The organism is Sinorhizobium garamanticum, from assembly GCF_029892065.1.
Classification (GTDB): domain Bacteria; phylum Pseudomonadota; class Alphaproteobacteria; order Rhizobiales; family Rhizobiaceae; genus Sinorhizobium; species Sinorhizobium garamanticum.
In genome coordinates this window covers 1,793,186-1,816,293 of sequence record NZ_CP120373.1, presented here as the reverse complement: position 1 = coordinate 1,816,293, position 23,108 = coordinate 1,793,186, and the positions used below count along the sequence as shown (strand labels likewise).

Genomic DNA, 23,108 nt, shown 5'->3' with positions numbered 1-23,108 from the left:
CTCCGCAGGGTTGGAGGCGGCGAAGTCACGCGGCGCGCTTGAGCGGCGGCAGGGCAAGTTTGCGGCCGCTCGCCACCAGCATGCCAGCGGCGCCATCAAGCCAGCCGTCCTTGAGCTCGAGCGCCAGGAAGCGGTTGCGCTCGAACGGTCCCGGCATGACGAGATGCTGCGCCCGCTCGGCGAAGAAGCCGAACCGTTCGTAGTAGGCGGCATCGCCAACGAGCAGGATCGCCCCGTGGCTGCGGTTCTTGGCCTCCTGGATCGCCGCACGCATCAGCATGCCGCCGATGCCCCGGCCCTCATGCGCCGGATCGACGGCAAGCGGGCCGAGCATAAGCGCCGGCACGCCATGGCATTCCCGGTCGACACCCGCCTCGACATTCCAGAGGCGCACCGTGCCGATCACGTGGCCGTCCTCGTCGCGCGCAACAAGCGCGAGCCCCTCGGCCGGTAGGCGGCCGCGGCGCAGCTTTTCCGACGACTTCCGGCAGCGGTCCGGCCCCATGGCTCGGTCGAGCAGGTTTTCACGCGCGACGACGTCGCCCGGGTTTTCGGAGTCGATCACAAAGGTGGACGGCGCGAAGAACGCGCGCATGGCATCAACAACAGCGGCCATCGGGGCCTCCCGTCATCAAAACCGCTTCAGGCGGACCGGATACAGAATTGTGAAATCGCCGCTCCCGCGGCTGGCGCGGGAGCAAGGCAGGATCAGATCACGTAGGCCTTCAGCGGCTCGAAGCCGTTAAAGGCGACGGCCGAGTAGGTCGTCGTGTAGGCGCCCGTGCCTTCGATCAGAACCTCGTCGCCGATCGTCAGCGAGATCGGCAGCGGATACATGTTCTTCTCGTAGAGCACGTCGGCCGAGTCGCAGGTCGGGCCGGCAAGCACGCAGGGCTCCATCTGATCGGCATCGCGCGCGGTGCGGATCGGGTAGCGAATCGCCTCGTCCATCGTCTCGGCGAGACCGCCGAACTTGCCGATGTCGAGGAAGACCCAGCGGTGATTGTCGTTGTCCGACTTCTTCGAGACGAGAACGACTTCCGCCTTGATCACACCCGCATTGCCGACCATACCGCGGCCAGGCTCGATGATCGTCTCCGGGAGTTTGTTGCCGAAGTGCTTCTTCAGCGCACCGAAGATCGCCTGACCATAGGCTTCAGCCGACGGAACGTCCTTCAGATACTTCGTCGGGAAGCCGCCGCCCATGTTGACCATCTTGAGCTCGATGCCCTGCTTGGCGAGCTGCACGAAGACACGCTTGGCATCCGCAAGGGCCGAATCCCAGGCATCGAGCTTCGTCATCTGCGAGCCGACGTGGAACGACACGCCGTAGGAGACGAGGCCGAGCTGGTGCGCGTAGACGAGCACGTCGACGGCCATCTGCGGCACGCAGCCGAACTTGCGCGACAGCGGCCATTCCGCACCTTCGCCATCGGTCAGGACGCGGCAGAAGACGCGGGCGCCGGGAGCAACACGCGCGACCTTCTCGACTTCCTCGTGGCTGTCGACCGCGAAAAGGGACACGCCGAGCGCGTAAGCGCGGGCAATATCGCGCTCCTTCTTGATGGTATTGCCATAAGAAATGCGTTGGGCGGTCGCACCGGCATCAAGCGCCATTTCGATTTCGGCGACGGACGCGCAATCGAAATTGGAGCCGAGACCGGCGAGAAGGCGCAGGATTTCCGGCGCCGGGTTGGCCTTGACGGCATAATAGATCGAGCTGTCGGGCAGCGCGTGGCGGAAGGCCTTGAAATTGTCGCGCACGACGTCGAGGTCGACAACGAGGCACGGGCCTTCAGGTCGTCGGGTGTTCAGGAAGTCGATGATGCGTGCGGTGGTCATAGCCATATTCCCCTGATCCATTAGACTCCACAACTGTGGAGGACAAAGGGCATACGCGCGCTTGCACTGGAACCAGCCGGTGGAGACCCCGGAACCATGCATGCGCTCGATGCGCGAAACGGTGAATCGAAGCCCGCCTAGGCTAAGATTCGTCTTTGTCTGCCATGGATTGGAGGGAATATCCCAACCGCACTTCCGGCAATGAAGGTGTGCCTCTTCAGTAACCCCGGCTGTTGGAAAGCCGGCAGACACCAGAAAGGCCCGCACCGTCGTTGCTTCAAGATGTCCTCGCATTTCCCGGTTGGCCGGAATAGCGACTGGAGGGGTTAGTTCCAGGTACCTTACCGATTTCCTCACCTTATTCGAGGGTCGGCGGACACCCACAGGCACGTGCGACTTTGGGCAAGGCGTAGGTAAGAAAAAACATTGTCGTAATCAAGAGTTTTTTGCGTTCCGCGGTTGAATTTTTTCCGAAGCCGACGACATTGTCGGTGTTCACATTCACTGAACAATCGAGCCTGCTGGGAAGAATACGCCAAGCCTTTGAAATCAATGAGATTTACTCCGAGCACACGAGGCGACGGCGCTGAGAAGCGGCGCATCGGGTCGAGCGCGGGCGGCGCAGCGTTATTCATGATCCTTCGGCGGGCGAAATATTGCTGCCGAATCAACCCGGCGCACAGACGAAAGAAAGTCAGCCATGGACACCTTGACCCGTATCCGTGCCTTCATCGACGTCGTGGACGCGGAAGGCTTTTCCGCTGCTGCCCGGCGTGTCGGAAAATCCAAGGCGCTTCTGTCGAAATATGTGCGTGAACTGGAAGACGAGCTCGGCGCACTCCTCCTCAACCGCACGACGCGTCAATTCTCGCTGACCGAGGCCGGCCACACCTACTATCGCACGGCCTCCGAGATCCTGAAGGAGATCGACAACCTCGCCGATCTCGTGCGCGCCAACAATTCCGACCTGCGCGGCCGGCTGCGCATCACTGTGCCCAGGACATTCGTGGATGCGGATATCGGCCAGTCGCTGATCGATTTCGGCAAGCAGCATCCTGAATTGTCGCTCGAAATCGTCTCGGACGACCGCTTCGTCGATTTGGTGGAAGAAGGTTTCGATGTGGCGATCCGCATCACGCGCCTCGAAGATTCGACGCTGATCGCGCGCAAGCTCGATGACTTCCAGGTGCTGCTCTGCGCCTCGCCGGACTTCGTGGAAAAGATCGGCCCGCTCAAGCATCCGACCGAACTTTCGAAAATCTCCTGCATTCTCGACACCAATGGCCGATCCTATTCGAACTGGCGTTTCGTCGAACCGGACGGTTCACCCTTTACGGTGCCGGTGGGCGGACCGATCGAAGTCAACAGTCCGCTTGCCTCCGTGCGCGCGGCGGTGACCGGTCTCGGGGTTGCCCCCGTGCCGGATTTCATTGCCCGGCCGAAGATCCTGTCCGGCGAGCTGGTGACGTTGTTCGATGACTTCCTGCCCAAGGATCGCGGCATCTACGCGATCTATCCGCATCGGCGCTATCTGCCGGCCAAGGTGCGCACCTTCGTCGATTTCCTGCACGACTGGTTCCGCTCACGATGATTGCGCCGGGTGCCGCGCCAAGTCCCAATTCCGTCCCATTTGCAGTACATTCGGAGACGATTCGCGCGGCTTACAGCGCAGCGCGTCTTATCAGACGCGCAAAGGACGCTGTAGCACTTTGAAGTGCTGCATGTTTTTATCCTTAAATCGGCTACGATTTAAGGAAACATGCAGTGGGCCGAAAAGGATTTCCTCTCCGATGAAAACAAAATGCCTCGTCATGGCCGGCCTTGCCACGCTCCTCGCACCCGCGCTGGCTGTCGCGCATCCGCACATTTTCGCCGAAGCGCGGCTGGAGATCGTTTCCGACGACAAGGGCGAGATCGGCGAACTGCGCAATGTCTGGCGCTTCGACGAGCTCTTCTCCGCAAGCGTCGTGCTCGACTTCGACAAGAACTCCAATGCGACCCTCGACCCGGACGAGCTCAAGGAGGTCGGCCAGACGGTTCTCGAGTCCCTTTCGGAATACAACTACTACACGACGATTTCCGACAACGGCAAATCGGTGAAGGTGAACAAGCCCGACAGCATCACCGTGGACTATAAGGACAACCAGCTCCTGATGATGTTCGCGGTCAAACCGGCCGAAGCGATGCCGCTCAAGGGCAAGCTCTCCTTCGGCGTCTACGACCCGACCATGTACACGGCGATGGATTTCCCGACCGACGAGGATCTCTCGGTCGTCGGCGAGAAGATCGAGGCCTGCGAGCATCAGGTGGTCAGGCCGGATCCCGACGAAGTGCTGGCCGAAAACAAGGACACGCTGACCGACGCCTTCTGGAACGACCCGACCGGCACCGACATGTCGAAGCTTTTTGCAACCAGGATCGAGGTCACATGCTGAACGCACGCAGGATTGGCGGACCGCTGGCGGCTGCGCTCTTGCTCGCGGCCCTTTCCGCAACGGCGGCCGCGGCGCAATCGCCGCTCGGCATCGGCACCGCCGAACCGTCGGTCCAGACGACCGGCTTCCTCGGCGGTTTCTTTGCCTGGGTGAACATGGAGCAGCAGAGCTTCTACCGGCTGCTCACGGGCTCGCTCAAGGGCATGCGCGAGAACCCGTGGCAGCTCTGGTCGCTGATCGGCCTCTCCTTTGCCTATGGCGTGTTCCATGCGGCCGGCCCGGGGCACGGCAAGGCGGTCATTTCCTCCTACATGATCGCCAACGAGACGGAACTTCGCCGCGGCGTCGTTCTCTCGTTTCTCTCCTCGATCCTCCAAGGCGTGGTGGCGATCCTCCTCATCGGCGCCGTCTATCTCCTGTTGCGCGGCTCGTCGATCAGCATGACGGATGCCACCCACTCGCTTGAGGTCGCAAGCTACGCGCTGATTGCGGTGTTCGGAGGCTGGCTGGTCTTTCGCAAGCTGCGCTCTATGACGCGGCCCGCTCCTGCCTCAGCCAGCGACGCCCACACGGAACACGTCCATCACGATCACCATGACCATGGCGATCACCACCACCATCATCATCACGCGCACGCTCCCGGCGAGGTCTGCGCGACCTGCGGCCATGCGCATGCGCCAGACCCGGCCATGCTGAAGGGTGATCGTTTTGCGCTGAGCGAAGCCTGGTCGGCGATTGTCGCCGTCGGCCTGCGTCCCTGCTCCGGCGCCTTGATCGTGCTCTCCTTTGCGCTTTTGAACGGGCTCTATCTCGGTGGGGTTCTCTCGGTCTTTGCCATGTCGATCGGCACGGCGATCACCGTCTCGATCCTCGCCACGATGGCCGTCACCGCCAAGGGCTTCGCACTCCGCTATGCCTCGAGCGATTCGGCCGCAGCACGCATTTCCAACGGCATCGAAATCGCCGGCGCCGCGATGGTGCTCGTACTTGGACTTGTGCTGCTGGGCGCGGCGCTTCAGGGATAGAGCAAGTCCAAAGCTTGCCTAACTTCCAAAACTTGGATGTTTTACTGCCCTTTCCTGCGCTGATGACGGGCGCGCAGCCAGAAAATCAGGAAGAAGCCGAGGACGAAGAGAGCGCCAAAGGCCGCGGCAAGCCATGGCGAAATGTCGCCGAGCCGAAGCATGATCGACGGCAAGGCGAAGAAGCCGACGGCGACGACGGCAAGAATGACCGCCGCCGCGATCGCGGCAGATCTTTCCTTTTTCTCAGGCGATTTCAAGCTCGCTCCTTTGCCGCTAGAGCAATTCCAGGAAAAGTGTGTAACGGTTTTCCGTCCGGAATTGCGTAAGTTTAAAGAGATTCAAAGTTCTACAGCGACCTATGCGCGCCTAACTAGACGCGCGGCGCTGTAGGTCGGCGCGAATATCCTCGAGGCGCCGCTTCTGACGGCCGTCGCCATCGAAGTTTTCAGGCGACAGCCAGGCTTCGAAGGCGGCCTTGATGAGCGGCCATTCGCCGTCGATGATCGAGAACCAAGCGGTATCGCGGTTGGCGTGCTTCGAAATCATATGCTGGCGGAAAATGCCTTCGAACGTGAAGCCGAGGCGCGCCGCCGTGTTGCGGCTCGGCTGGTTCTCGCTGTGGCATTTCCATTCGTAGCGGCGATAACCCAGATCTTCGAAAACATGCCTGGCCATGAGATAGTGCGCCTCCGTCGATAGCGGCGAGCGCGCCATGGCCGGCCCGTGCGCGACACCACCGACTTCGACGACGCCATTGGCCGGATCCGCGCGCATGTAGTTCGCCATGCCAACGACCTTGCCGGTCGCCTTGTCGCGAAAGACCTCTGTGATCCACCCGGACTTTTCCTGGACCGCGCTGAGCCAGGCGTCGAAATCTCCGATGCTGGAAAAATCGTCCTGGGTGAAATATTTCAGGAGCGGGTTGATCGCCACGCCGCCGAAGGCGTCGTGCCAGAGCGCCTCGAGATGCGCCGCCCGATCATAGGGCTCCAGCCTGACATATCGCCCCTCGATAAGAACCGGCTGCGGCGCCGGACATCCCTTCCAATTGGCAAGATCACGCATCGATTGCTCCCGCGTCCATTTGCCTTTGCAATAGGACAGACGCCTGGCCGTTACAAATTCAAACTGGTGATGGACGCATGAAGCGGAACGAATGGGAGGGGAGCGATCCCGCTCCCCCGGTGCTGTCCGTTTGCCCGCCGCCGGATCACGCGGGGACCTTGGCCCCCGAGACCGTCGCCTCGATGTGATCGACGAGCGCATCGGGAAGCCCGAGACGGCCGGCGAGCAGATCGAGATAGCCGCGTTCCGCCCGGCTCTCCGGCTCGATCGCCAGGCGCGACGCGGTGTAGATCTCCACGCGCTGCTCCTCCGTCGTGGCGGCAGCGACGATCGCATCGAGATCGACCGGATTGGCGAGTTCCGCTTCGAGGAAGGCGGCTGCGTCGGCGGAGAGTCCGGAAACCGACAGCTTGTCCATGATGTGTCCGCGCTCGGCATCGTCGATATGGCCGTCAGCACGCGAAGCGGCGATCATGGCGCGCACCAGGATCAGGGCAAAATCATTGCTCACGGCTCCCGGCGCGGTGCTGAAGCCGGATTCGGTCGGCGGCGGCAGGAGCTCCGGTGTCGACTGCGAAGCCGGTTCGGCGGCTGGCGCCTTGCCGGCCTGATAGTTCTTGTAGGCCTGATAGCCAAGCCCGGCGACCGCCGCGAGGCCACCAAGTACGGCGGCGTTACCGGCGAGCTTGCGGCCGGATTTCGTTCCGAGAAGAACCGCCGCAATCGCGCCTGTGGCAAGCGGATTGTCTTTGGCGAGCTTCGTCGCCTGGCCGGCCCGATCGCGGACCGTGCCGCCGGCGCCCGGCACCTGCGAACCCAAGAACTGGTCCAGCAACTTCTTCGCGTCGAACATGACTTCGCTCCTCTTCGGTTACCGCGCGACGGCAAAGCAAGAAAAATGCTCTCCCGCCCCCGCGTCGTTGTCGGCGGATTGAGACATAGGAACGTGGCGAGGAAAATACAAATTCACGTTGAAGATGAAAAAGCCGGGCAAACGCCCGGCCGTTACACGTCTCGGATGATCCTTACAGCGCCGCGCGTCTTATCAGACGCGCAAAGGTCGCTGTGGGACTTTGAATTGCTGCATGTTTTTATCCTTAAATCGACTACGATTTAAGGAAACATGCAGTAGGCTCACCCCTTGAGGGCGTAGGCTTCTGCGGCAAGCTTGGTGATGCCGGCCCAATCGCCTTTCGCCACCAGATCCTTCGGCGCCACCCAGGAGCCGCCGACGCAGACGACGTTCGGCAGCGAGAGATAGTCGCGTGCGTTGCCAAGCGAGATGCCGCCGGTCGGGCAGAACAAAGTGCCGGCGAGCGGCGAGGAAAGAGACTTCAGATAGGCAGCGCCTCCGGCCTGCTCGGCCGGGAAGAACTTCATCACCTGATAGCCCTCCTCGCGCAGCCCCATGACTTCACTCGCCGTCGCCGCCCCCGGCAGCAGCGGCACTTCGTGATCGTTGGCGACGTCGATCAGTTCCTGGGTCGTGCCGGGGCTGACGATGAACTGCGATCCTGCCTCCACCGCCTGTTCGAACTGTGCGGCATTGAGAATCGTGCCAGCACCGGCGACGGCGCCCTCGACCTCGGCGGCGACCGCGCGGATCGCTTCCAGCGCGCCCTGCGTGCGCAGCGTGATCTCGATCGCCTTCAGGCCGCCGGCGACCAATGCCCGCGCCAGCGGCACGGCGGTTGCCGCATCGTCGATGACCAGCACGGGGACCACCGGTTGCAGCTTGAGGATGGAGAGAAGCTTGTCGGTTTTAGCGCTCATGCCGGTCACCCTTTAAAACGATTGAATGTTGCGCTTCGCATACTCCCCCCGGTCGTCCTTGTCGAGACCGAAGGTCGTGAACACATCCTCGCCTTATAGCAGCGGAAAATAAAACATCATCGACAACAACGAGATGGCTTGAGCCTTGGCAATAAAACGATAACTTATCCGCGGTCCACCTCTCTATATGGCGGGGATTCCATGGCGAAGGAGATAGAACGCAAGTTCCTGGTCGCATCCAGCGGTTGGAAAGAACATGCGGACAAGGGCATAAAACTCCAGCAGGCGTACATCGTCACCATGGATGACCGCTCCGTACGCGTGCGGATCCATGGCAGCAAATGGGCTCGGCTGACCATCAAGATCGGCAAGTCGGCGCTCGTTCGCAACGAATACGAATACGATCTGCCCATGGACGACGCCCGCGAGCTGCTGACCCAGGCGGTCGGCATCGTTATCGAGAAGCGACGTTATCGCGTGCCGCACAAGGGTTTCACCTGGGAAGTCGACGTCTACGAAGGGGCGCTCCAAGGGCTCGTCGTCGCCGAGGTCGAGATGAAGCGCGAAACGGATCTGCCCGCACTGCCGCAATGGCTGGGTCGCGAGATTACTGGAGACCGCCGCTACTCCAACCAGGCGCTTGCTACAGAGGGGCTGCTGGAAGCGCAATCATGAGTTATGCGTTCAATCCTGGCCGGCCGTTCACCGAGGACTTTCGCGCCGTCGGGGCCGAACAGATTGAGCGGGCGGTGGCGGTGCTCGAGCAACGACCGCAAGGCGTTCACGAGGCAATTCACGACGCCCGCAAGAACTTCAAGCGCCTGCGCTCACTCTACCGTCTGGTTGCTTGCGATGCGCCGCTTTTCCAGAAACAGGAAAACGCCCGCATACGCGCCATGGCGCGAAACCTCTCGACCGTCCGCGACGCTGCTGCACTGGTCGAGAACATCAGTTATCTGCGCGGGCAAACGAATAGCGACGAACAGGCTGCGGCCCTCGACCAGATCTACACCATTCTGGCGGAGCGCCGCGACCGGATTGCGGAGACCGAGGCGGATATAGAGGGCAAGATCGCCGCGACGATTGTCGATTGCGAGCAGGCGCTTGCCGCCCTCCAACAGGTTTCCTTCGATGACGGCAAACAAAAATCCGTCGCCCGACTGAAGAAGGGCTGGCGGCGCACGCTGAAGCGCGCCGCGCGCGCGAAAGAGGCATGCGAAACGGGGACTGACGCCGCGCTTTTTCACGAATTGCGCAAGCGAACTCAGGACTACCGCTTGCAACTGGCACTGATGCGGGCGGCCTGGCTGTCGGCAATGGAGGCAAAGAGAGCCGAGGCCAAGGCGCTCGTCGATGTGCTCGGGCATCTGAACGACCTCGCCACGCTGACATCGCTCATCAACGAGGAACCCGGACTTGCCGGCAGAAGCCAGAACCAGGCGCACCTCATTTCCGCGATCATCACGCGGGAAGAGGCGCTGAGAGCGGAGGCGCGGCAACGGGCGGCGGCTGTCTTCCAAGATAAGCCGAAGAACGAAAGCCGGACAATTGCACTGCTCTGGCGCGAAGCCGGGCATTAGAGCCGGCGAATATCGGCGTCTCACTCGACTGCCGGTCACCTGGACAATTCGCGCGGGCCTCCGCGATTGCGCTTGAAGCGTGAAAGCTGTATTTGCGGAGCCCATGACCGACATATCCACGACCGCGCACCCGGAGACACAGGGCCAGTTTCTGGTGGCAGCGCTTTATCATTTCGTTTCGCTCCCGCGCTTCGCCGATTTCCGCGAACCGCTGCAGGCGGTCTGCGACGCCAATGGCGTGAAGGGCACGCTGCTCGTCGCCCATGAGGGCATCAACGGCACGATTGCCGGCTCCGACGAGAGCATAGCCGCCGTGCTCGCCTACTTGCGCGCCCAGCCGGAATTCGCCCGCCTCGAACACAAGGAAAGCCGCGCTTCGGCTATGCCGTTCCTGCGCATGAAGGTGCGGCTCAAGAAAGAGATCGTCACCATGGGCGTCGAGAACATCGACCCCAACAAGGTGGTCGGCACCTATATAGAGCCGAAGGATTGGAACGCGCTGATCTCCGATCCCGATACGCTGGTGATCGACACGCGCAACGACTACGAGACGGCAATCGGCCTTTTCCGCGGCGCCGTCGATCCGAAAACCAAGTCTTTCCGCGAGTTTCCGGATTGGGTGCGCAACAACACCGGCCTGCACAACAAGCCGAAGATCGCGATGTACTGCACCGGCGGCATCCGTTGCGAGAAGGCGACGGCCTTCATGAAGGAGCAGGGCTTTGAAGAGGTCTACCATCTGAAGGGCGGCATCCTCAAATATCTCGAGGAGGTCCCGGAAGAGCAGAGCCTCTGGGACGGCGCCTGCTTCGTCTTCGACGAACGTGTTTCCGTGACCCATGGGCTGGAAGAAGGCGAGCACACGCTCTGCCACGCCTGCCGTCAGCCGCTGACGCCGGAAGACCTGCTGTCCCCCCTCCACGAAGAGGGCGTCTCGTGCATCCACTGTCATGAGATTCGCACGGACGAGGACCGCGAGCGCTACCGCCAACGGCAGAGGCAGATCACGCTGGCGAAGAAGCGCGGCGAGCGGCATCTCGGAAGCTGACGCGTCTCAGTCCGGTGGGCTCAGGCCGAGCGGTAACGAGGCACCCCCCTCCCGCTCAGCAATCACTCCTCGCGCCAATCAGCTCGGCAGCGTCTCGTACTCGTCCAGGCCAACGGCCAACCGATCCCAATGCGGACGGCTGCGGGTGAAAACCGCATTGGTTGGCTTAAATAGCGATGTATCGTCGAGCGTGCCGGCATAGACCGTCCATCGGTCATCGTCGGGCGGGCCGGAGCCGAAGATCTGGCTGCCGCAGCCGGGGCAGAAGTAGCGGATCGTCACATTGCCGTTTTCGGCGAGCTTCTCGTACGCGCGGAGTTCGCCGGTGACATCGACGTTGGCGCGCGAGAAGATCATATAGCAGCAATGACCGGTACCCGTGACCCGTTGGCAGTCGCGGCAATGGCAGAAGCCGGAATAGAGCGGCGAACCCTTGGCTTCGTATCTTACCGCGCCGCAGAGGCACCCACCCTTCATGCCGCTCATCTCATGTCCTCCTCAAACTGCCTACTGCATGTTTCCTGAAATCGGAGCCGATGAAGGGCAAAACATGCAGCAATTCAAAGTGCTGCAGCGTCCTTGGTGCGTCTGAAAAGACGCACGGCGCTGCAGAGGATAGCGAAGCGGCTCTCGCGGTCAAAGAAAAACCGCGCGCCGAGGTTGCGGCGCGCGGTTCATGACTGCGTTCAACGGCCAGGCTTACCAACTCGGGATAAGCGCTCCCTTGAACGTATCGACGATGAAGGCCTTGACGCTGTCGTCATGATAGGATTCGACGAGCGTCTTCACCCAGGGTGCATCCTTATCCGCGGCGCGCACTGCAATGACGTTGGCGTAAGGAGATTTCTCGCTCTCGATGGCTATGGCGTCCTCCTTGGGATGAAGGTCGGCCTCGAGCGCGTAGTTGGTGTTGATCACGGCCGCGTCGACATCGGCTAGCGAGCGCGGGAGCTGGGCCGCATCAAGTTCGGCGAACTCGATGTTCTTCGGATTTTCCGTCACGTCAGCCGGGGTGGCCTTCAGCCCGACATCCGGATTGACCTTGATGAGGCCCTTGGACGCGAGAACCAGGAGCGCGCGGCCGCCATTGGTCGGATCGTTGGGGATAGCGATCGTCGCGCCGTCCTGCAGCTCATCGAGGCTCTTCACCTTGTCAGAATAGACGCCCATCGGCGTGGTGATGGTCAGGCCCACGCTGACGATATCGTAGCCACGATCGGCGATCTGGTTGTCGAGATAGGGCTGGTGCTGGAAGGAATTGGCGTTGAGTTCGCCATCGGCGAGCGCCTGGTTCGGAACCACATAGTCGGAGAATTCGAGGATCTCGATATCGAGGCCCTTGGGAGCGGCGACTTCCTTCACCTTCTCCATGATCTGGGCATGCTCGCCCGGGGTCACACCGACCTTGATGGTTTCCGCGAGTGCGGTGCCGGCCGCAAGGGCGGCGAAGGCCGCGGCTAGAATGAGCTTTTTCATGGAAATCTCCTTGTCGCTGTTTGATGTCTTGGGAGAGGATCAGTTCTTACGGCTGCGTTTGTCGAAGCGGCGGGCCAGGCGGTCTCCCGCGCTCTGCACCAGTTGAACGAGCACGACCAGCACGACGACGACGATCAGCATCACGTCTGGCCTGAAGCGTTGATAGCCATAGCGGATGCCGAGATCGCCGAGGCCGCCGCCGCCGACGGCCCCGACCATCGCCGAATAGCCGATGAGGCTGACGATGGTCATGGTAAGCGCCAGCGTCAGCGCCGGACGGGCCTCGGCCAGAAGCACCTTGAAGACGATCTGCGTCGGGGTCGCGCCCATGGCGCGGGCAGCCTCGATCAGCCCCTTGTCGATGTCGCGGATTGCCGCCTCGACCAGCCGCGCAAAGAAGGGAATGGTCGCGATGGTCAGGGGCACGATCGCCGCCTTCGTCCCGATCGAGGTGCCGGTGATGAGACGCGTGAAGGGGATAATCGCAACGACCAGGATAATGAAGGGCGTCGAGCGCGTGGCATTGACGATCAGCCCGACGATGCGGTTGATATTGGGCGCCGGAAACAATTCGCCGTTGCCGCTGGTCGCGAGGAAAATGCCAATTGGCAGGCCGACCAACGAGCCGATGAGGCCGGCAATCGCCACCATACGCAACGTGTCGAACGTGGCCTCGGCGATGAGGAGCAGAAGATCAGGCGACATAGCCGAGCACCTCCGTGACCAGTCCGTTCTCGGTAAAGAAGCGCTCTGCCCTGCCCAACGTCTCGGCGTCCGCCGCATAGGCGACCACGAGCGAGCCATAGGGCTTACCGCCAATTTCGTCGATCGTGCCGGCAATGATGTTGACCTCGGCCCCGACCGACTTGATGAGCTGCGAAATCAGCGGCCGTTCCGCCGTCGCGCCGAAGAAGGTGAGGCGCACCACCGCACGGTCGCCGGCGCTTGGCGCCGGCTTCAGGCCACGCGCAACGGCATCCGGCAGCTTCGAGCCGGGCAGGCCGGACAGGAGCGCCCGTGTCGTTTCGTGCTTCGGATGGGTGAAGACATCGAAGGTATGGCCGCGTTCGACGATTTCGCCCCTGTCGATGACGGCCACATCGGACGTGACGGCCTTCACCACTTCCATCTCATGGGTGATAAGGAGCACGGTCAGCCCCAGTTCGGCATTGATCCGCTTTAAGAGTTCGAGGATGGACTGCGTCGTTTCCGGGTCGAGCGCCGATGTCGCCTCGTCCGAAAGCAGCAGTTTCGGCTCGGTCGCGAGCGCACGCGCAATGCCGATGCGCTGCTTCTGGCCGCCCGAGAGTTCGGCCGGGTAGCGGGCGTGTTTGTCGGCTAGGCCGACGAGATCGAGAAGCGGCCGCACACGCGCTTCGATCGCACGACGATCCACGCCGGCAATCTCCAGCGGCAGCGCGACGTTACCGAAAACAGTGCGCGAGGAGAGCAGGTTGAAATGCTGGAAGATCATGCCGACCGAACGCCGGAGATTGCGCAAGCCCGCCTCGTCAAGCCCGCCCACATCGACGCCATCGACGAGGACCTTGCCGCTCGACGGCTTCTCGAGGCCATTTACCAGCCGGATCAGCGTCGATTTGCCCGCGCCGGAGCGGCCGATGATGCCGGTAATGGAGCCGCGGCCGACGTTGAGGTCGACATTGTTGAGCGCGGTAAAGGCACCACTTTCGCCGGACGCCGCAAAGCGCTTGGAGACGCCCTTGAAGGCGACCGAGACGTCATCGGACAAGGGCTTGGCAACGGTAGCGGTCATAGTCCGGTCACCTCCGAAGGAGGGAACTTGGCGATAGGATCAGGATACATGTAAGCTCTCGGAGGTTCGAAACTCTTATCCCTGGCGCTGCCGGGACGGAAAATGCGTTGGGACGGGACGGGCGCGGTTTCTATCCGCATCCCGCGTCTCACTTTATCAGGCCGACATTCGACAACGCATTCGAAACACGGAGCAACTCTCTATCATCAGGCAACCGGTCAGTTCAACGTCGTTGCGAGCATGGCTGCCATGCTGGCAATCTACATTTCTTATGGCTTTTGCCCGGCCGCTTTCACAGGCAAATTTTTCCGAAACGACAAGGCGGCGCGCAAAAGGTTGCTCTTTTGGGAAGAGGACGAAGTTCGCCGCCGCCCCGTGGCAGCGGCGAATGTGATTGCAGAACTGTGGGGCGTCGCACCGCCCGATCCGGGCTTATGCGCTCTTGTGGTTGCCCTTCGGGAACTGTTCTGCCAGTTCCTTGTACCAGTGGCCGCTCTTCTTGATCGTGCGGACCTGCGTCTCGTAGTCCACATGGACGATGCCGAAGCGCATCCGGTAGCCCTCGGCCCATTCGAAATTGTCCATCAGGCTCCAGGCAAAATAGCCGCGCATCGGATAGCCCTCGGCGATCAGATCTGCGGTAACCGACAGATGATCGGCGATATAGTCGAGCCGCGGCTGATCGTCGACGACGCCGTTCTCGATACCCATGTTGTAGCAGGCGCCGTTCTCGGTGATGTAGCAGTCGGGCAGCTTGTAGCGGGCATTGAGCGTTTCGACGAGCGAGCCGAGCGCCGGGGCATAGACCTCCCAGCCGATATCCGTTTTCACGTCGCTGACCGGCTTGGCATTGACCGTTGCAGGATATTCCGCCCCCTCGGACGGATCATCGGAAACCCGCATCGGCGTATAATAGTTGAGACCCCACCAATCGAGCAGCTGCGAGATCGTCGCCATGTCGCCATCCTCGATCAGCGGCATGCGGCTGCCGAGTGCTGCCAGGAAGCCTTCGGGATACTCGCCCTTGAAGATCGGGCCGAAGAAGACGCCGTTGTGGAAATCGAAAGCACGTTCGGCCGCGGCCTTGTCCTTGGCGCTGGTGCTGTCGGGATAGACGGAGTGCGCGTTGATGACGATGCCCGTCGGCAGGCTCGCCCTCTCGGACCGGATCGCCTCGACGCCAAGGCCATGCGCGAGATTGGTGAAGTGGAGCGCGGCGAGCGCCGCATCCATGTTGCGCTCACCCGGCGCGTGAACGCCGTAGAGATGGCTGAGCCATACCGAGCACCAGGGCTCGTTGAAGGTGGCGACCGCATCGAGCCTGTCGCCGAGGCGGGCGATCACGGTCTTGGCATAGCGTTGGTATGCGTAAGCGGTCGTGCGTGCTGTCCAGCCGCCGTCGCCCATTAGCGCAAGCGGCAGGTCCCAATGGTAAAGCGTCGCGAAGGCCTTGATGCCGCGCGCCTTCAGCCCGTCGACGAGCCGGTCGTAGAAATCGAGTCCCTTCTCGTTGATCGGTCCGGTGCCTTCCGGAATGATGCGCGGCCAGGCGATCGAGAAGCGATAGGCCTCGACACCCAGGCTCTCGATAAGGTCGAGATCTTGTTCCAACCGATTGTAATGATCGCAAGCAACGTCGCCGTTGTGGCGCTCGAAGACGCGGCCCGGCATGTTGGAGAAGGCATCCCAGATGGATGGCTTGCGTCCGTCCGCCTTGCTGGCCCCCTCGATCTGGAACGATGCGGTTGCTACTCCGAAGACAAAGTCGCCCGGAAAGCGCTCTGCGAGTTTCTTGGCTTCGATCATTGTTCCGTCTCGTCGTCTGCGCAGCCGGACGCCGAAACCGACGCCGCTGCATTTCGTTTCATCGGATAGAGCGGGGGCCGGCGGAAAACTGCATGCGCTTTTCCTCATCCGGCTCTCGTTGTCGAAGGTGGCCTAAACCCACACCGGCAAATGTCAACCGCGAAAACGGGCGAGGTTGCCCCCGCCCTTGGTGTGGCAGCCGAGGTCAGACCTTGATCCAGGCGCCGTTGCGCTTCGAGGACTGCACGCAGGCATCGACGAAGACCATGCCTTTCATGCCGTCGTCGATCGTCGGATAGGTGACGGCGGCATCCACTTTCTCGCCGCTGCGCTTGGCGAAAATCGCCCGCGCGGCTTCCGAGTAGATATTGGCGAAGCCTTCGAGATAGCCTTCCGGATGGCCGGAGGGCACGCGCGAGACGCGGGCTGCGGCCGGCCCCGCCCCGGCACCGGCACGCGTCAACAGACGTTTCGGTTCACCAAACGGCGTGTACCAGAGATAGTTCGGGTCCTTCTGCGTCCACTCGAGGCCGCCCTTGGTGCCGTAGACGCGGATCATCAGGCCGTTCTCATGGCCGGGTGCCACCTGGCTGCACCAGAGCATGCCCTTGGCGCGCGCGCCGTCCTTCGCCTTGAAACGCATCATCACATGGGCATTGTCGTCGAGCTGGCGCCCACTGACGAAGCTGTCGAGATCGGCGGAAAGTTCCTCGAGTTCCAGCCCCGAGACGAAGCAGCCGAGATTATAGGCATGGGTGCCGATGTCGCCGGTGGAGCCGCCGGCGCCGGACCGCGCCGGATCGGTGCGCCACGCCGCCTGCTTCTGGCCCGATTGTTCGATGTTCTCGGTGAGCCAGTCCTGCGGATACTCCATCTGCACGAGCCGGACGGCGCCGATATCGCCGTTTGCGATCATTTCGCGTGCCTGGCGAACCATCGGATAGCCGGTGTAGTTATGCGTCAGCACGAACAGCGCATCACTTTCGTCCGCCGCCTTCTTGAGCTTTTTCGCATCGGCAAGCGTCGAGGTCAGCGGCTTGTCGCAGATGACGTGGATGCCGCGCTTCAGGAACTCTTTAGCGGCGGCGTAATGGACATGGTTCGGCGTCACGATCGCAACCGCCTCGATACCGTCCTTGAGCTTCGCCTCGCGGATCGCCATCTCCTTGAAGTCCGAATAGACGCGCTTCGGATCGAGACCCAGTTCGCGGCCGGAGGCTTGTGCCTTTTCCGGCGTCGACGACAGCGCGCCGGCCACCAGCTCATAGTGATCATCGAGCCTTGCCGCGATGCGGTGGACCGCGCCGATGAAGGCGCCGGAACCGCCGCCGACCATGCCGAGCCGGATGCGCTTTTGACGACTTTCCGTGCTGCTTCCCTCTATAGCCATTCTGTTTTCCTCTCCTGAAGTGTTTGCCGCAGCAATTGCCCCTCATCCCGCTGCCGCGACCTTCTCCCCGTTCCGACGGGGAGAAGGGGCAAGCCGCGGAGCTCATAAGTCCCCTCTCCCCGCCTGCGGGGAGCGGGCTAGGGTGAGGGGCAGAAAATCAGATCCCCAGCATCCGCCGGTTCGCTGCCTCGTCCGTTCCGCTATCGGCGAAATCGTCGAAGGCCTTTTCGGTGACGCGGATGATGTGCGCCTTGACGAACTCAGCGCCTTCCCGTGCGCCGTCTTCCGGGTGCTTCAGGCAGCACTCCCACTCGACGACGGCCCAGCCGGCAAAATCATTGGCGGCCATCTTCGAGAAAACCGCGCCGAAATCGACCTGGCCGTCACCGAGCGAGCGGAAGCGACCGGCGCGGTTCACCCAGCTCTGGTAGCCGCCATAGACACCCTGCCGACCGGTCGGGTTGAACTCCGCGTCCTTGACGTGGAACATCCGGATCCGGTCCTTGTAGATGTCGATATTGTCGAGATAGTCCAGGCACTGCAGCACGTAGTGCGACGGATCGTAGAGCATGCAGGCGCGGGCGTGATTGCCCGTGCGTTCCAGGAACATCTCGTAGGTGATGCCGTCGTGCAGGTCTTCGCCCGGGTGGATCTCGTAGCAGACATCGACGCCGCAATCCTCGGCATGATCGAGGATCGGCTTCCATCGCCGGGCGAGCTCGTCGAAGGCGGTTTCCACGAGCCCCGCGGGACGCTGCGGCCAGGGATAGACGAAAGGCCAGGCGAGCGCCCCGGAGAAGCTTGCCATGGCGTTCAAGCCGAGATTGCGGGATGCCGTCAGCGCCAGCTTCACCTGTTCCACCGCCCATTGCTGGCGCGCTTTCGGATTGCCGCGCACCTCGGGTGCGGCGAAACCGTCGAAAGCCTCGTCATAGGCCGGATGCACGGCGACGAGCTGGCCCTGCAGATGGGTCGAGAGTTCGGTGATTTCGATGCCGTTATCACGCGCCTTGCCGGCGATCTCGTCGCAATAGGTCTTGGAAGCGGCAGCCTTCTTCAGGTCGAACAGCCGCCCGTCCCAACTCGGAATCTGCGCGCCCTTATAGCCGCAGTCGGCGGCCCATTTGGTGATCGATTCCCAGGAATTGAACGGAGCCGTATCACCGGCGAACTGCGCAAGAAAAAGCCCTGGGCCCTTGATGGTCTTCATCCCGATTTTCCTCCCTGGATCACGATTCCGGCGCGTAGGGCCGGTTGCTGGAAAAAGGTGCGGCTGCACCAAATTTTCGCGATTGCTGATAGACCTGAAACGTTGCAGGAGGCCGAAGCTAACAGATTTTTCACGAGGGGCAATCCCGCTTCTACGTGACATGCAAGCCGCATTTTCGGTCACCACCAAACGCATGGCCATGTTTTGGATTGAGCGGGTGGGCGCCCCGTGCAGGAGCGCCCATCGCTCGCAGCGATTAGACGTAGCGGTTGACCACGTTCTCCAAGAATTCCTGCTTGCCGGATTTCGGCTGCGGATTGAGGTCGGCTTTGCGCACCCAGGCCTCGATCTCGTCGAGTGAGAAGCCGCCGTCGAGCATCTTCTTCGCCTCCGGCACGTTCCAGCCGGCATAGCGCTTTTCGAGTGGGGCGGAGAGCGCCTTGTCCTCGATCATCTTCGCCGCCGCCTTGAGACCACGCGCGCAGCAATCCATGCCGCCGATATGGCCGATCAAGAGGTCCTCGGGGTCGATCGACTGACGGCGCAGCTTCGCGTCGAAATTGGTGCCGCCGGTCTTGAAGCCGCCGCCCGCGAGCACGTGGTAATAGGCAAGCGCCATTTCCGGAACGTTGTTCGGGAACTGGTCGGTATCCCAGCCGGACTGGTAGTCGTTGCGGTTCATGTCGATCGAACCGAAGATGCCCAGCGCATTGGCGAGCGCCAGCTCATGCTCGAAGGAGTGGCCGGCGAGGATCGCGTGGCCCTGCTCGATATTGACCTTCACCTCGTTCTCGAGGCCGTACTTCTTGAGGAAGCCGTAGACCGTGGCGACGTCGAAGTCGTACTGGTGCTTGGTCGGCTCCTGCGGCTTCGGCTCGATCAGGATCGTGCCCTTGAAACCGATCTTGTGCTTGTACTCGACGACCAGATTGACGAAGCGGCCGAGCTGGTCGAGTTCGCGCTGGAGATCGGTGTTGAGCAGGGTCTCGTAGCCTTCGCGTCCGCCCCAGAGCACGTAGTTCTCGCCGCCGAGCTTCTGGGTCGCGTCGATGCAGGTCTTCACCGTCGCTGCGGCAAAGGCGAAAACGTCCGGATCCGGATTGGTCGCCGCCCCCGACATGTAGCGCCGGTTCGAGAAGAGGTTCGCGGTGCCCCAGAGCAACTTGACGCCGGTTTCGGCCTGCTTCTTTGCGAAATAGTCGACGATCTCGTCGAGGTTGCTTGTGTTCTCGGCGAAGTTTTTGCCCTCCGGACGCACGTCCGCGTCGTGGAAGCAGTAGAACGGCACGCCGAGAAGCTCGAAGAATTCGAACGCGACGTCGGCCTTCAGCTTCGCGGCATCCATCGTGTCCTTGAACCAGGGACGCTCAAACGTCTGGCCGCCGAACGGATCGCCGCCCGGCCAGACGAAGGTGTGCCAATAGGCGACTGCAAAGCGAAGGTGATCCTCCATCCGCTTGCCGAGAACGATTTCGTCCGGGTTGTAATGGCGGAAGGCGAGCGGGTTGGTGCTCTCAGTACCCTCGTATTTGATCTTGGCGATGTCGCCGAAAAATCCGGTGCTCACGGTCTTGCTCCTCTCATGGATGATGGATCGCCGGCGCCAAGCGGCGGCCGGCCATTACGTGGAAGGTAATTGGTTTCATTCCCTCGATCGCCGACAGTCGGCCCATCGAAACGCAAAGCGAAGGGAGAATTCCGATGCACGACCTCGATCACATTGCCGAAGCCTATATTGCCGCCTGGAACGAGACCGATGCCGCAAAGCGCGGCACGCTTGTCGAAAGGGCGTTCACACCGGAGATCGGCTATCGCGACCCGGTCATGCAGGGCGAGGGCCACGAGGCGATCAACACGCTGATTGCCGGTGTCCAGCGTCAGTTCCCCGGCTTCCGCTTCGCCCTGAAGGGCAAGCCGGACGGGTTCGCCGACACGATCCGCTTTTCCTGGACGCTCGGGCCGAACGGAACCTCTGTCATCGAGGGCACGGATTTCGGCCTCATCGAGGATGGCCGGCTGAAACAGGTGACCGGCTTCCTCGACAAGATCCCGGCGCAATGAGCGACGGTCGGATGTGCCGCGGCTGATCATAGCGTGGCATCCCTGATTGCCGGATAGAGGCGACGATAACGCTGATAGGCATCCTCATAGGCCGAAACCAACGACGCTTCCGGCGCGATGGTTTCGGCCGTTGCCGGTGCAAAGCAGGTTGCGACAGCATCGGCGCCGGTCGCCGCGATAAGGCCGAGCCGAGCCGCGCCGAAAGCCGCACCGAAATCGCCTTCCGCCGGCAGGTCGACGGGCAGGTTCAGCGCCGTGGCGATCGACTTCAGCCAGTAGCGTGAGCGCGAACCACCACCGATCGCGGTCACGCGCTGGAGTCTCGTGCCGGCCGCGCGGAGCGCCTCCAGGCTGTCGCGGATGGCGAAGGAGACGCCTTCGAGCACCGCCTGCGTCAGCACCGCACGCGAACTTTCGTGGCCGAGTCCCGCAAAGGCGCCGCGGATCGACGCATCATTGTGGGGTGTGCGCTCACCGGAAAGATAGGGAAGGAAAGTGACGGAACCGGGCGCCTTCAGCACCTCGCCGAGTTCGCCGGCAAGCTCCGCGGCGCTCTTGCCAGTGACGCCCGAATGCCAGTTTAGCGCATCGGTCGCCGAAAGGATGACGCCCATCTGGTGCCAGGTGTTCGGGAGCGCATGGCAGAAGGCATGAACCGCGCTTTCCGGATTGGGAAGGTAGCTGGCATTCGCCGCAAATAGTACGCCGGAGGTGCCGAGCGACACAAAGGCCTGCCCCTCGCCGACCGTGCCCATGCCGCAGGCCGAGGCCGCGTTGTCGCCAGCGCCGCCGGCAACGACGACGCCAGTGCCCATGCCCCAGCGGCTGGCGAGTTCCGGCCTGAGCGTGCCGGCGCTGTCCGTGCCTTCGACGAGCTCCGGCATTTGCCGTTCATCGAGATGGGTCGCCGCAAGCAGGCTCTCCGACCATTTGCGCTTGCCCGTGTCGAGCCAGGATGTGCCGGCGGAATCGGACATTTCCGACATATGTTCGCCGGTCAGCCACAGGCGGAGATAATCCTTGGGGAGCAGGACCCAGCGCACCTTGGCGAAAATTTCCGGCTCGTTCTCGCGCACCCAGGCGAGCTTCGGCGCGGTGAACCCGGGGAAAACGATATTGCCTGTCAGCGCACGGAACTGCGGATCGCTGTCGAGGACTGCGGCCTGGCGGAAGCTGCGGGTATCGTTCCACAGAATGCAGGGCCGAAGCACGGCGTCATTCTCGTCGAGCAGCGTCGCGCCGTGCATCTGGCCGGAAAGGCCGATGCCACGGACGGCGGCAACCGCGTCCGGATGCGCCGTCTTGAGACCGGCGATCGCCTCTTGCGCGGCGCGGATCCACTCCGCCGGATCCTGTTCCGACCAGCCAGGATGCGGCCGCGAAACGTCGAGCGCTCCCGATGCCGAGCCGATGATCTTCTGCTCGTCATCGATCAGCATCGCCTTCACACCGGACGTGCCGAGATCCAGTCCGAGATACATGGGTGTCCTCCTATGCCTGCTCGATCGGCAGGTTGTCCTTCAGGAAAATGTCGATGCGGATGCGTTCCTGCGCCTGGATAACGGCGAGCCCGTCGGCCTTAGCCTTCAGAACGCGGATCGCGCTTCTCACCTCGTGCCCGGCATCCTGGTTGAGCACGGCGTCGATCGTGCCGGACCGAAGCGCGGCACGGCTGTGCGGCGTCAGCTCGTGGGCGATGGTACAGATCGTCTTGTTCTTGCCGGTCTTCTCGAGCGCGGCGACGAGACCGCGATTGCCGGCACCGAGGCTGTAGATGCCCGCCAGGTCCGGCTCGCGCTCGACGAGCGCGTACACGAGCTTTTCGACAAGGACCGGATCGTCCTGCCCTTCGATCACCGGAAGCAGCCGATGCGTCGGAAACTCCTCGGCCATGACGGCGCTGAAACCCTCAAGCCGGTCGCGATGGTCGCGCACCAGCATCGAACCGGCCAGCACGGCAATCGGACCCGCGCGGCCACCGGTAAAGCGGCCCATCAGGGTCCCGGCTGTGCGTCCTGCCGCCATGTTGTCGACGCCGGCAAAATGATCGCGTCCTGATCCCGGCAGGTCCGACACGAGCGTTACAACCGCGATGCCGTCGCCCCGCAGTTGCTTCACCGCTTCGGCCACTTCGGGGGCGTCGACGGCGACGACGGCCACTCCGGCAGGCCGGCGCTGATGCGCTTCCGACAGCGCCTGAACGAGGGCCCCTGCGTCGAAGGCCGGAACGGGAAGAATGGTGATCTGCGTTCGCTCGGAAGCGGAACGCGCCATCGCGGCACGCACCTCGCCCTCGAGTCCGCGCATGAACGAAGTATCGCCTGCCGGCAGGATGAATACGAAGGGGTAGTTGCGACCCTTGGCGAGGTTGGCGGCAGCGACATCGCGCACATAGCCGAGCGTGGCAATCGCGCGTTCGACCTTGTCACGCGTGACGCTTCTGACGCCAGGGCGATTGTTGAGAACCCGGTCGACCGTCGCCAGGCTGACGCCCGCTTTCGCGGCGATATCGTGAACCGTTGGTCGCATTCCTTCCTCCCGAGGAACCCCCTTAGAGGAATTTTTGATGTACGTAAATCAAAAATGTCGCCACCGCGCACGAAACCGGATCCGCCATCTTCCA

23 protein-coding genes are annotated in these 23,108 nt (G+C 62.3%); 7 read left to right on the top strand and 16 right to left on the bottom strand.

All coding sequences use genetic code 11. From position 1 onward, the window contains the following. Positions 1-25: 25 nt before the first annotated feature. Positions 26-616 carry a GNAT family N-acetyltransferase gene (locus PZN02_RS08410; RefSeq protein WP_280661123.1) on the bottom strand — a complete coding sequence of 197 codons (591 nt, stop codon included), beginning with the start codon at positions 614-616 and terminating at the stop codon, positions 26-28. Positions 617-708: 92 nt separating this feature from the next. Continuing rightward, positions 709-1,848 carry an ornithine/lysine decarboxylase gene (gene odc2 / locus PZN02_RS08405; RefSeq protein WP_280661122.1) on the bottom strand — a complete coding sequence of 380 codons (1,140 nt, stop codon included), beginning with the start codon at positions 1,846-1,848 and terminating at the stop codon, positions 709-711. Between the two features lie 694 nt (positions 1,849-2,542). On the opposite strand from odc2, the gene PZN02_RS08400 reads away from it, so the two are divergent. From PZN02_RS08400 to PZN02_RS08390, 3 genes are all read left to right on the top strand, one after another. Continuing rightward, a complete protein-coding gene (locus tag PZN02_RS08400) occupies positions 2,543-3,433 on the top strand; it encodes a LysR family transcriptional regulator (protein WP_280661121.1) in 891 nt (296 codons plus the stop codon). A gap of 199 nt (positions 3,434-3,632) precedes the next feature. Then, positions 3,633-4,277, top strand: coding sequence for a DUF1007 family protein (locus PZN02_RS08395; RefSeq protein WP_280661120.1), 645 nt, complete (start codon positions 3,633-3,635; stop codon positions 4,275-4,277). Further along, positions 4,271-5,302 carry a nickel/cobalt transporter gene (locus tag PZN02_RS08390; RefSeq protein WP_280661119.1) on the top strand — a complete coding sequence of 344 codons (1,032 nt, stop codon included), beginning with the start codon at positions 4,271-4,273 and terminating at the stop codon, positions 5,300-5,302. Before PZN02_RS08395 ends, PZN02_RS08390 begins: the two co-directional genes overlap by 7 nt. Positions 5,303-5,343: 41 nt before the next feature. Here the strand turns inward: PZN02_RS08390 and PZN02_RS08385 are convergent, their stop codons facing one another. The 4 genes from PZN02_RS08385 to PZN02_RS08370 all read right to left on the bottom strand — a co-directional run bounded on the left by PZN02_RS08385 (position 5,344) and on the right by PZN02_RS08370 (position 8,140). Then, positions 5,344-5,559, bottom strand: coding sequence for a hypothetical protein (locus PZN02_RS08385; protein WP_280661118.1), 216 nt, complete (start codon positions 5,557-5,559; stop codon positions 5,344-5,346). A gap of 109 nt (positions 5,560-5,668) precedes the next feature. Continuing rightward, positions 5,669-6,367 carry a GNAT family N-acetyltransferase gene (locus PZN02_RS08380; protein WP_280661117.1) on the bottom strand — a complete coding sequence of 233 codons (699 nt, stop codon included), beginning with the start codon at positions 6,365-6,367 and terminating at the stop codon, positions 5,669-5,671. A gap of 145 nt (positions 6,368-6,512) precedes the next feature. After that, complete coding sequence (locus PZN02_RS08375) at positions 6,513-7,220, bottom strand: tellurite resistance TerB family protein (RefSeq protein WP_280661116.1); 708 nt, start codon at positions 7,218-7,220, stop codon at positions 6,513-6,515. Positions 7,221-7,501: 281 nt separating this feature from the next. After that, positions 7,502-8,140, bottom strand: coding sequence for a 2-dehydro-3-deoxy-phosphogluconate aldolase (locus PZN02_RS08370; RefSeq protein WP_280661115.1), 639 nt, complete (start codon positions 8,138-8,140; stop codon positions 7,502-7,504). Between the two features lie 201 nt (positions 8,141-8,341). Between PZN02_RS08370 and PZN02_RS08365 the strand changes: the two genes are divergently transcribed. The 3 genes from PZN02_RS08365 to trhO all read left to right on the top strand — a co-directional run bounded on the left by PZN02_RS08365 (position 8,342) and on the right by trhO (position 10,768). Next, positions 8,342-8,815: a CYTH domain-containing protein gene (locus tag PZN02_RS08365; RefSeq protein WP_280661114.1), complete on the top strand. Its 474-nt coding sequence runs from the start codon at positions 8,342-8,344 to the stop codon at positions 8,813-8,815. Beyond that, positions 8,812-9,720: a CHAD domain-containing protein gene (locus PZN02_RS08360; RefSeq protein ID WP_280661113.1), complete on the top strand. Its 909-nt coding sequence runs from the start codon at positions 8,812-8,814 to the stop codon at positions 9,718-9,720. The genes PZN02_RS08365 and PZN02_RS08360 overlap by 4 nt, the downstream gene beginning before the upstream one ends. Before the next feature lie 103 nt (positions 9,721-9,823). Then, the gene (trhO, locus tag PZN02_RS08355) at positions 9,824-10,768 is read left to right on the top strand and encodes an oxygen-dependent tRNA uridine(34) hydroxylase TrhO (RefSeq protein ID WP_280661112.1); all 945 of its coding nucleotides are present in this window, start codon (positions 9,824-9,826) and stop codon (positions 10,766-10,768) included. 78 nt (positions 10,769-10,846) lie between these two features. On the opposite strand, the gene PZN02_RS08350 is transcribed toward trhO, so the two are convergent. The 8 genes from PZN02_RS08350 to xylA all read right to left on the bottom strand — a co-directional run bounded on the left by PZN02_RS08350 (position 10,847) and on the right by xylA (position 19,991). Further along, positions 10,847-11,254 (bottom strand): GFA family protein, encoded by a 408-nt coding sequence (locus PZN02_RS08350; protein WP_280661111.1) that lies wholly within the window; start codon positions 11,252-11,254, stop codon positions 10,847-10,849. A gap of 213 nt (positions 11,255-11,467) precedes the next feature. Further along, a complete protein-coding gene (locus tag PZN02_RS08345) occupies positions 11,468-12,244 on the bottom strand; it encodes a MetQ/NlpA family ABC transporter substrate-binding protein (RefSeq protein ID WP_280661110.1) in 777 nt (258 codons plus the stop codon). Positions 12,245-12,283: 39 nt separating this feature from the next. Then, positions 12,284-12,949: a methionine ABC transporter permease gene (locus tag PZN02_RS08340; RefSeq protein WP_280661109.1), complete on the bottom strand. Its 666-nt coding sequence runs from the start codon at positions 12,947-12,949 to the stop codon at positions 12,284-12,286. Further along, complete coding sequence (locus PZN02_RS08335; protein WP_280661108.1) at positions 12,939-14,018, bottom strand: methionine ABC transporter ATP-binding protein; 1,080 nt, start codon at positions 14,016-14,018, stop codon at positions 12,939-12,941. Before PZN02_RS08335 ends, PZN02_RS08340 begins: the two co-directional genes overlap by 11 nt. Positions 14,019-14,450: 432 nt before the next feature. Then, complete coding sequence (locus PZN02_RS08330) at positions 14,451-15,824, bottom strand: GH1 family beta-glucosidase (protein ID WP_280661107.1); 1,374 nt, start codon at positions 15,822-15,824, stop codon at positions 14,451-14,453. A 205-nt stretch (positions 15,825-16,029) separates the two neighbouring features. Continuing rightward, positions 16,030-17,214, bottom strand: a complete 1,185-nt coding sequence (locus PZN02_RS08325; RefSeq protein WP_280661106.1) for a Gfo/Idh/MocA family protein — start codon at positions 17,212-17,214, stop codon at positions 16,030-16,032. A 157-nt stretch (positions 17,215-17,371) separates the two neighbouring features. Further along, on the bottom strand, positions 17,372-18,424 hold the full coding sequence (locus PZN02_RS08320) for a sugar phosphate isomerase/epimerase family protein (RefSeq protein WP_280661105.1): 1,053 nt from the start codon (positions 18,422-18,424) through the stop codon (positions 17,372-17,374). 256 nt (positions 18,425-18,680) lie between these two features. Further along, positions 18,681-19,991: a xylose isomerase gene (gene xylA / locus PZN02_RS08315; protein ID WP_280661104.1), complete on the bottom strand. Its 1,311-nt coding sequence runs from the start codon at positions 19,989-19,991 to the stop codon at positions 18,681-18,683. Between the two features lie 134 nt (positions 19,992-20,125). Here xylA and PZN02_RS08310 point away from each other — a divergent pair, with 134 nt between their 5' ends. Continuing rightward, positions 20,126-20,485, top strand: a complete 360-nt coding sequence (locus PZN02_RS08310) for a nuclear transport factor 2 family protein (RefSeq protein ID WP_280661103.1) — start codon at positions 20,126-20,128, stop codon at positions 20,483-20,485. Between the two features lie 26 nt (positions 20,486-20,511). Here the strand turns inward: PZN02_RS08310 and xylB are convergent, their stop codons facing one another. Together xylB and PZN02_RS08300 are read right to left on the bottom strand one after the other, a co-directional pair. Beyond that, positions 20,512-21,966 carry a xylulokinase gene (xylB, locus tag PZN02_RS08305; RefSeq protein ID WP_280661102.1) on the bottom strand — a complete coding sequence of 485 codons (1,455 nt, stop codon included), beginning with the start codon at positions 21,964-21,966 and terminating at the stop codon, positions 20,512-20,514. Between the two features lie 10 nt (positions 21,967-21,976). Then, on the bottom strand, positions 21,977-23,014 hold the full coding sequence (locus PZN02_RS08300) for a LacI family DNA-binding transcriptional regulator (RefSeq protein WP_280661101.1): 1,038 nt from the start codon (positions 23,012-23,014) through the stop codon (positions 21,977-21,979). Between the last annotated feature and the right edge of the window lie 94 nt (positions 23,015-23,108).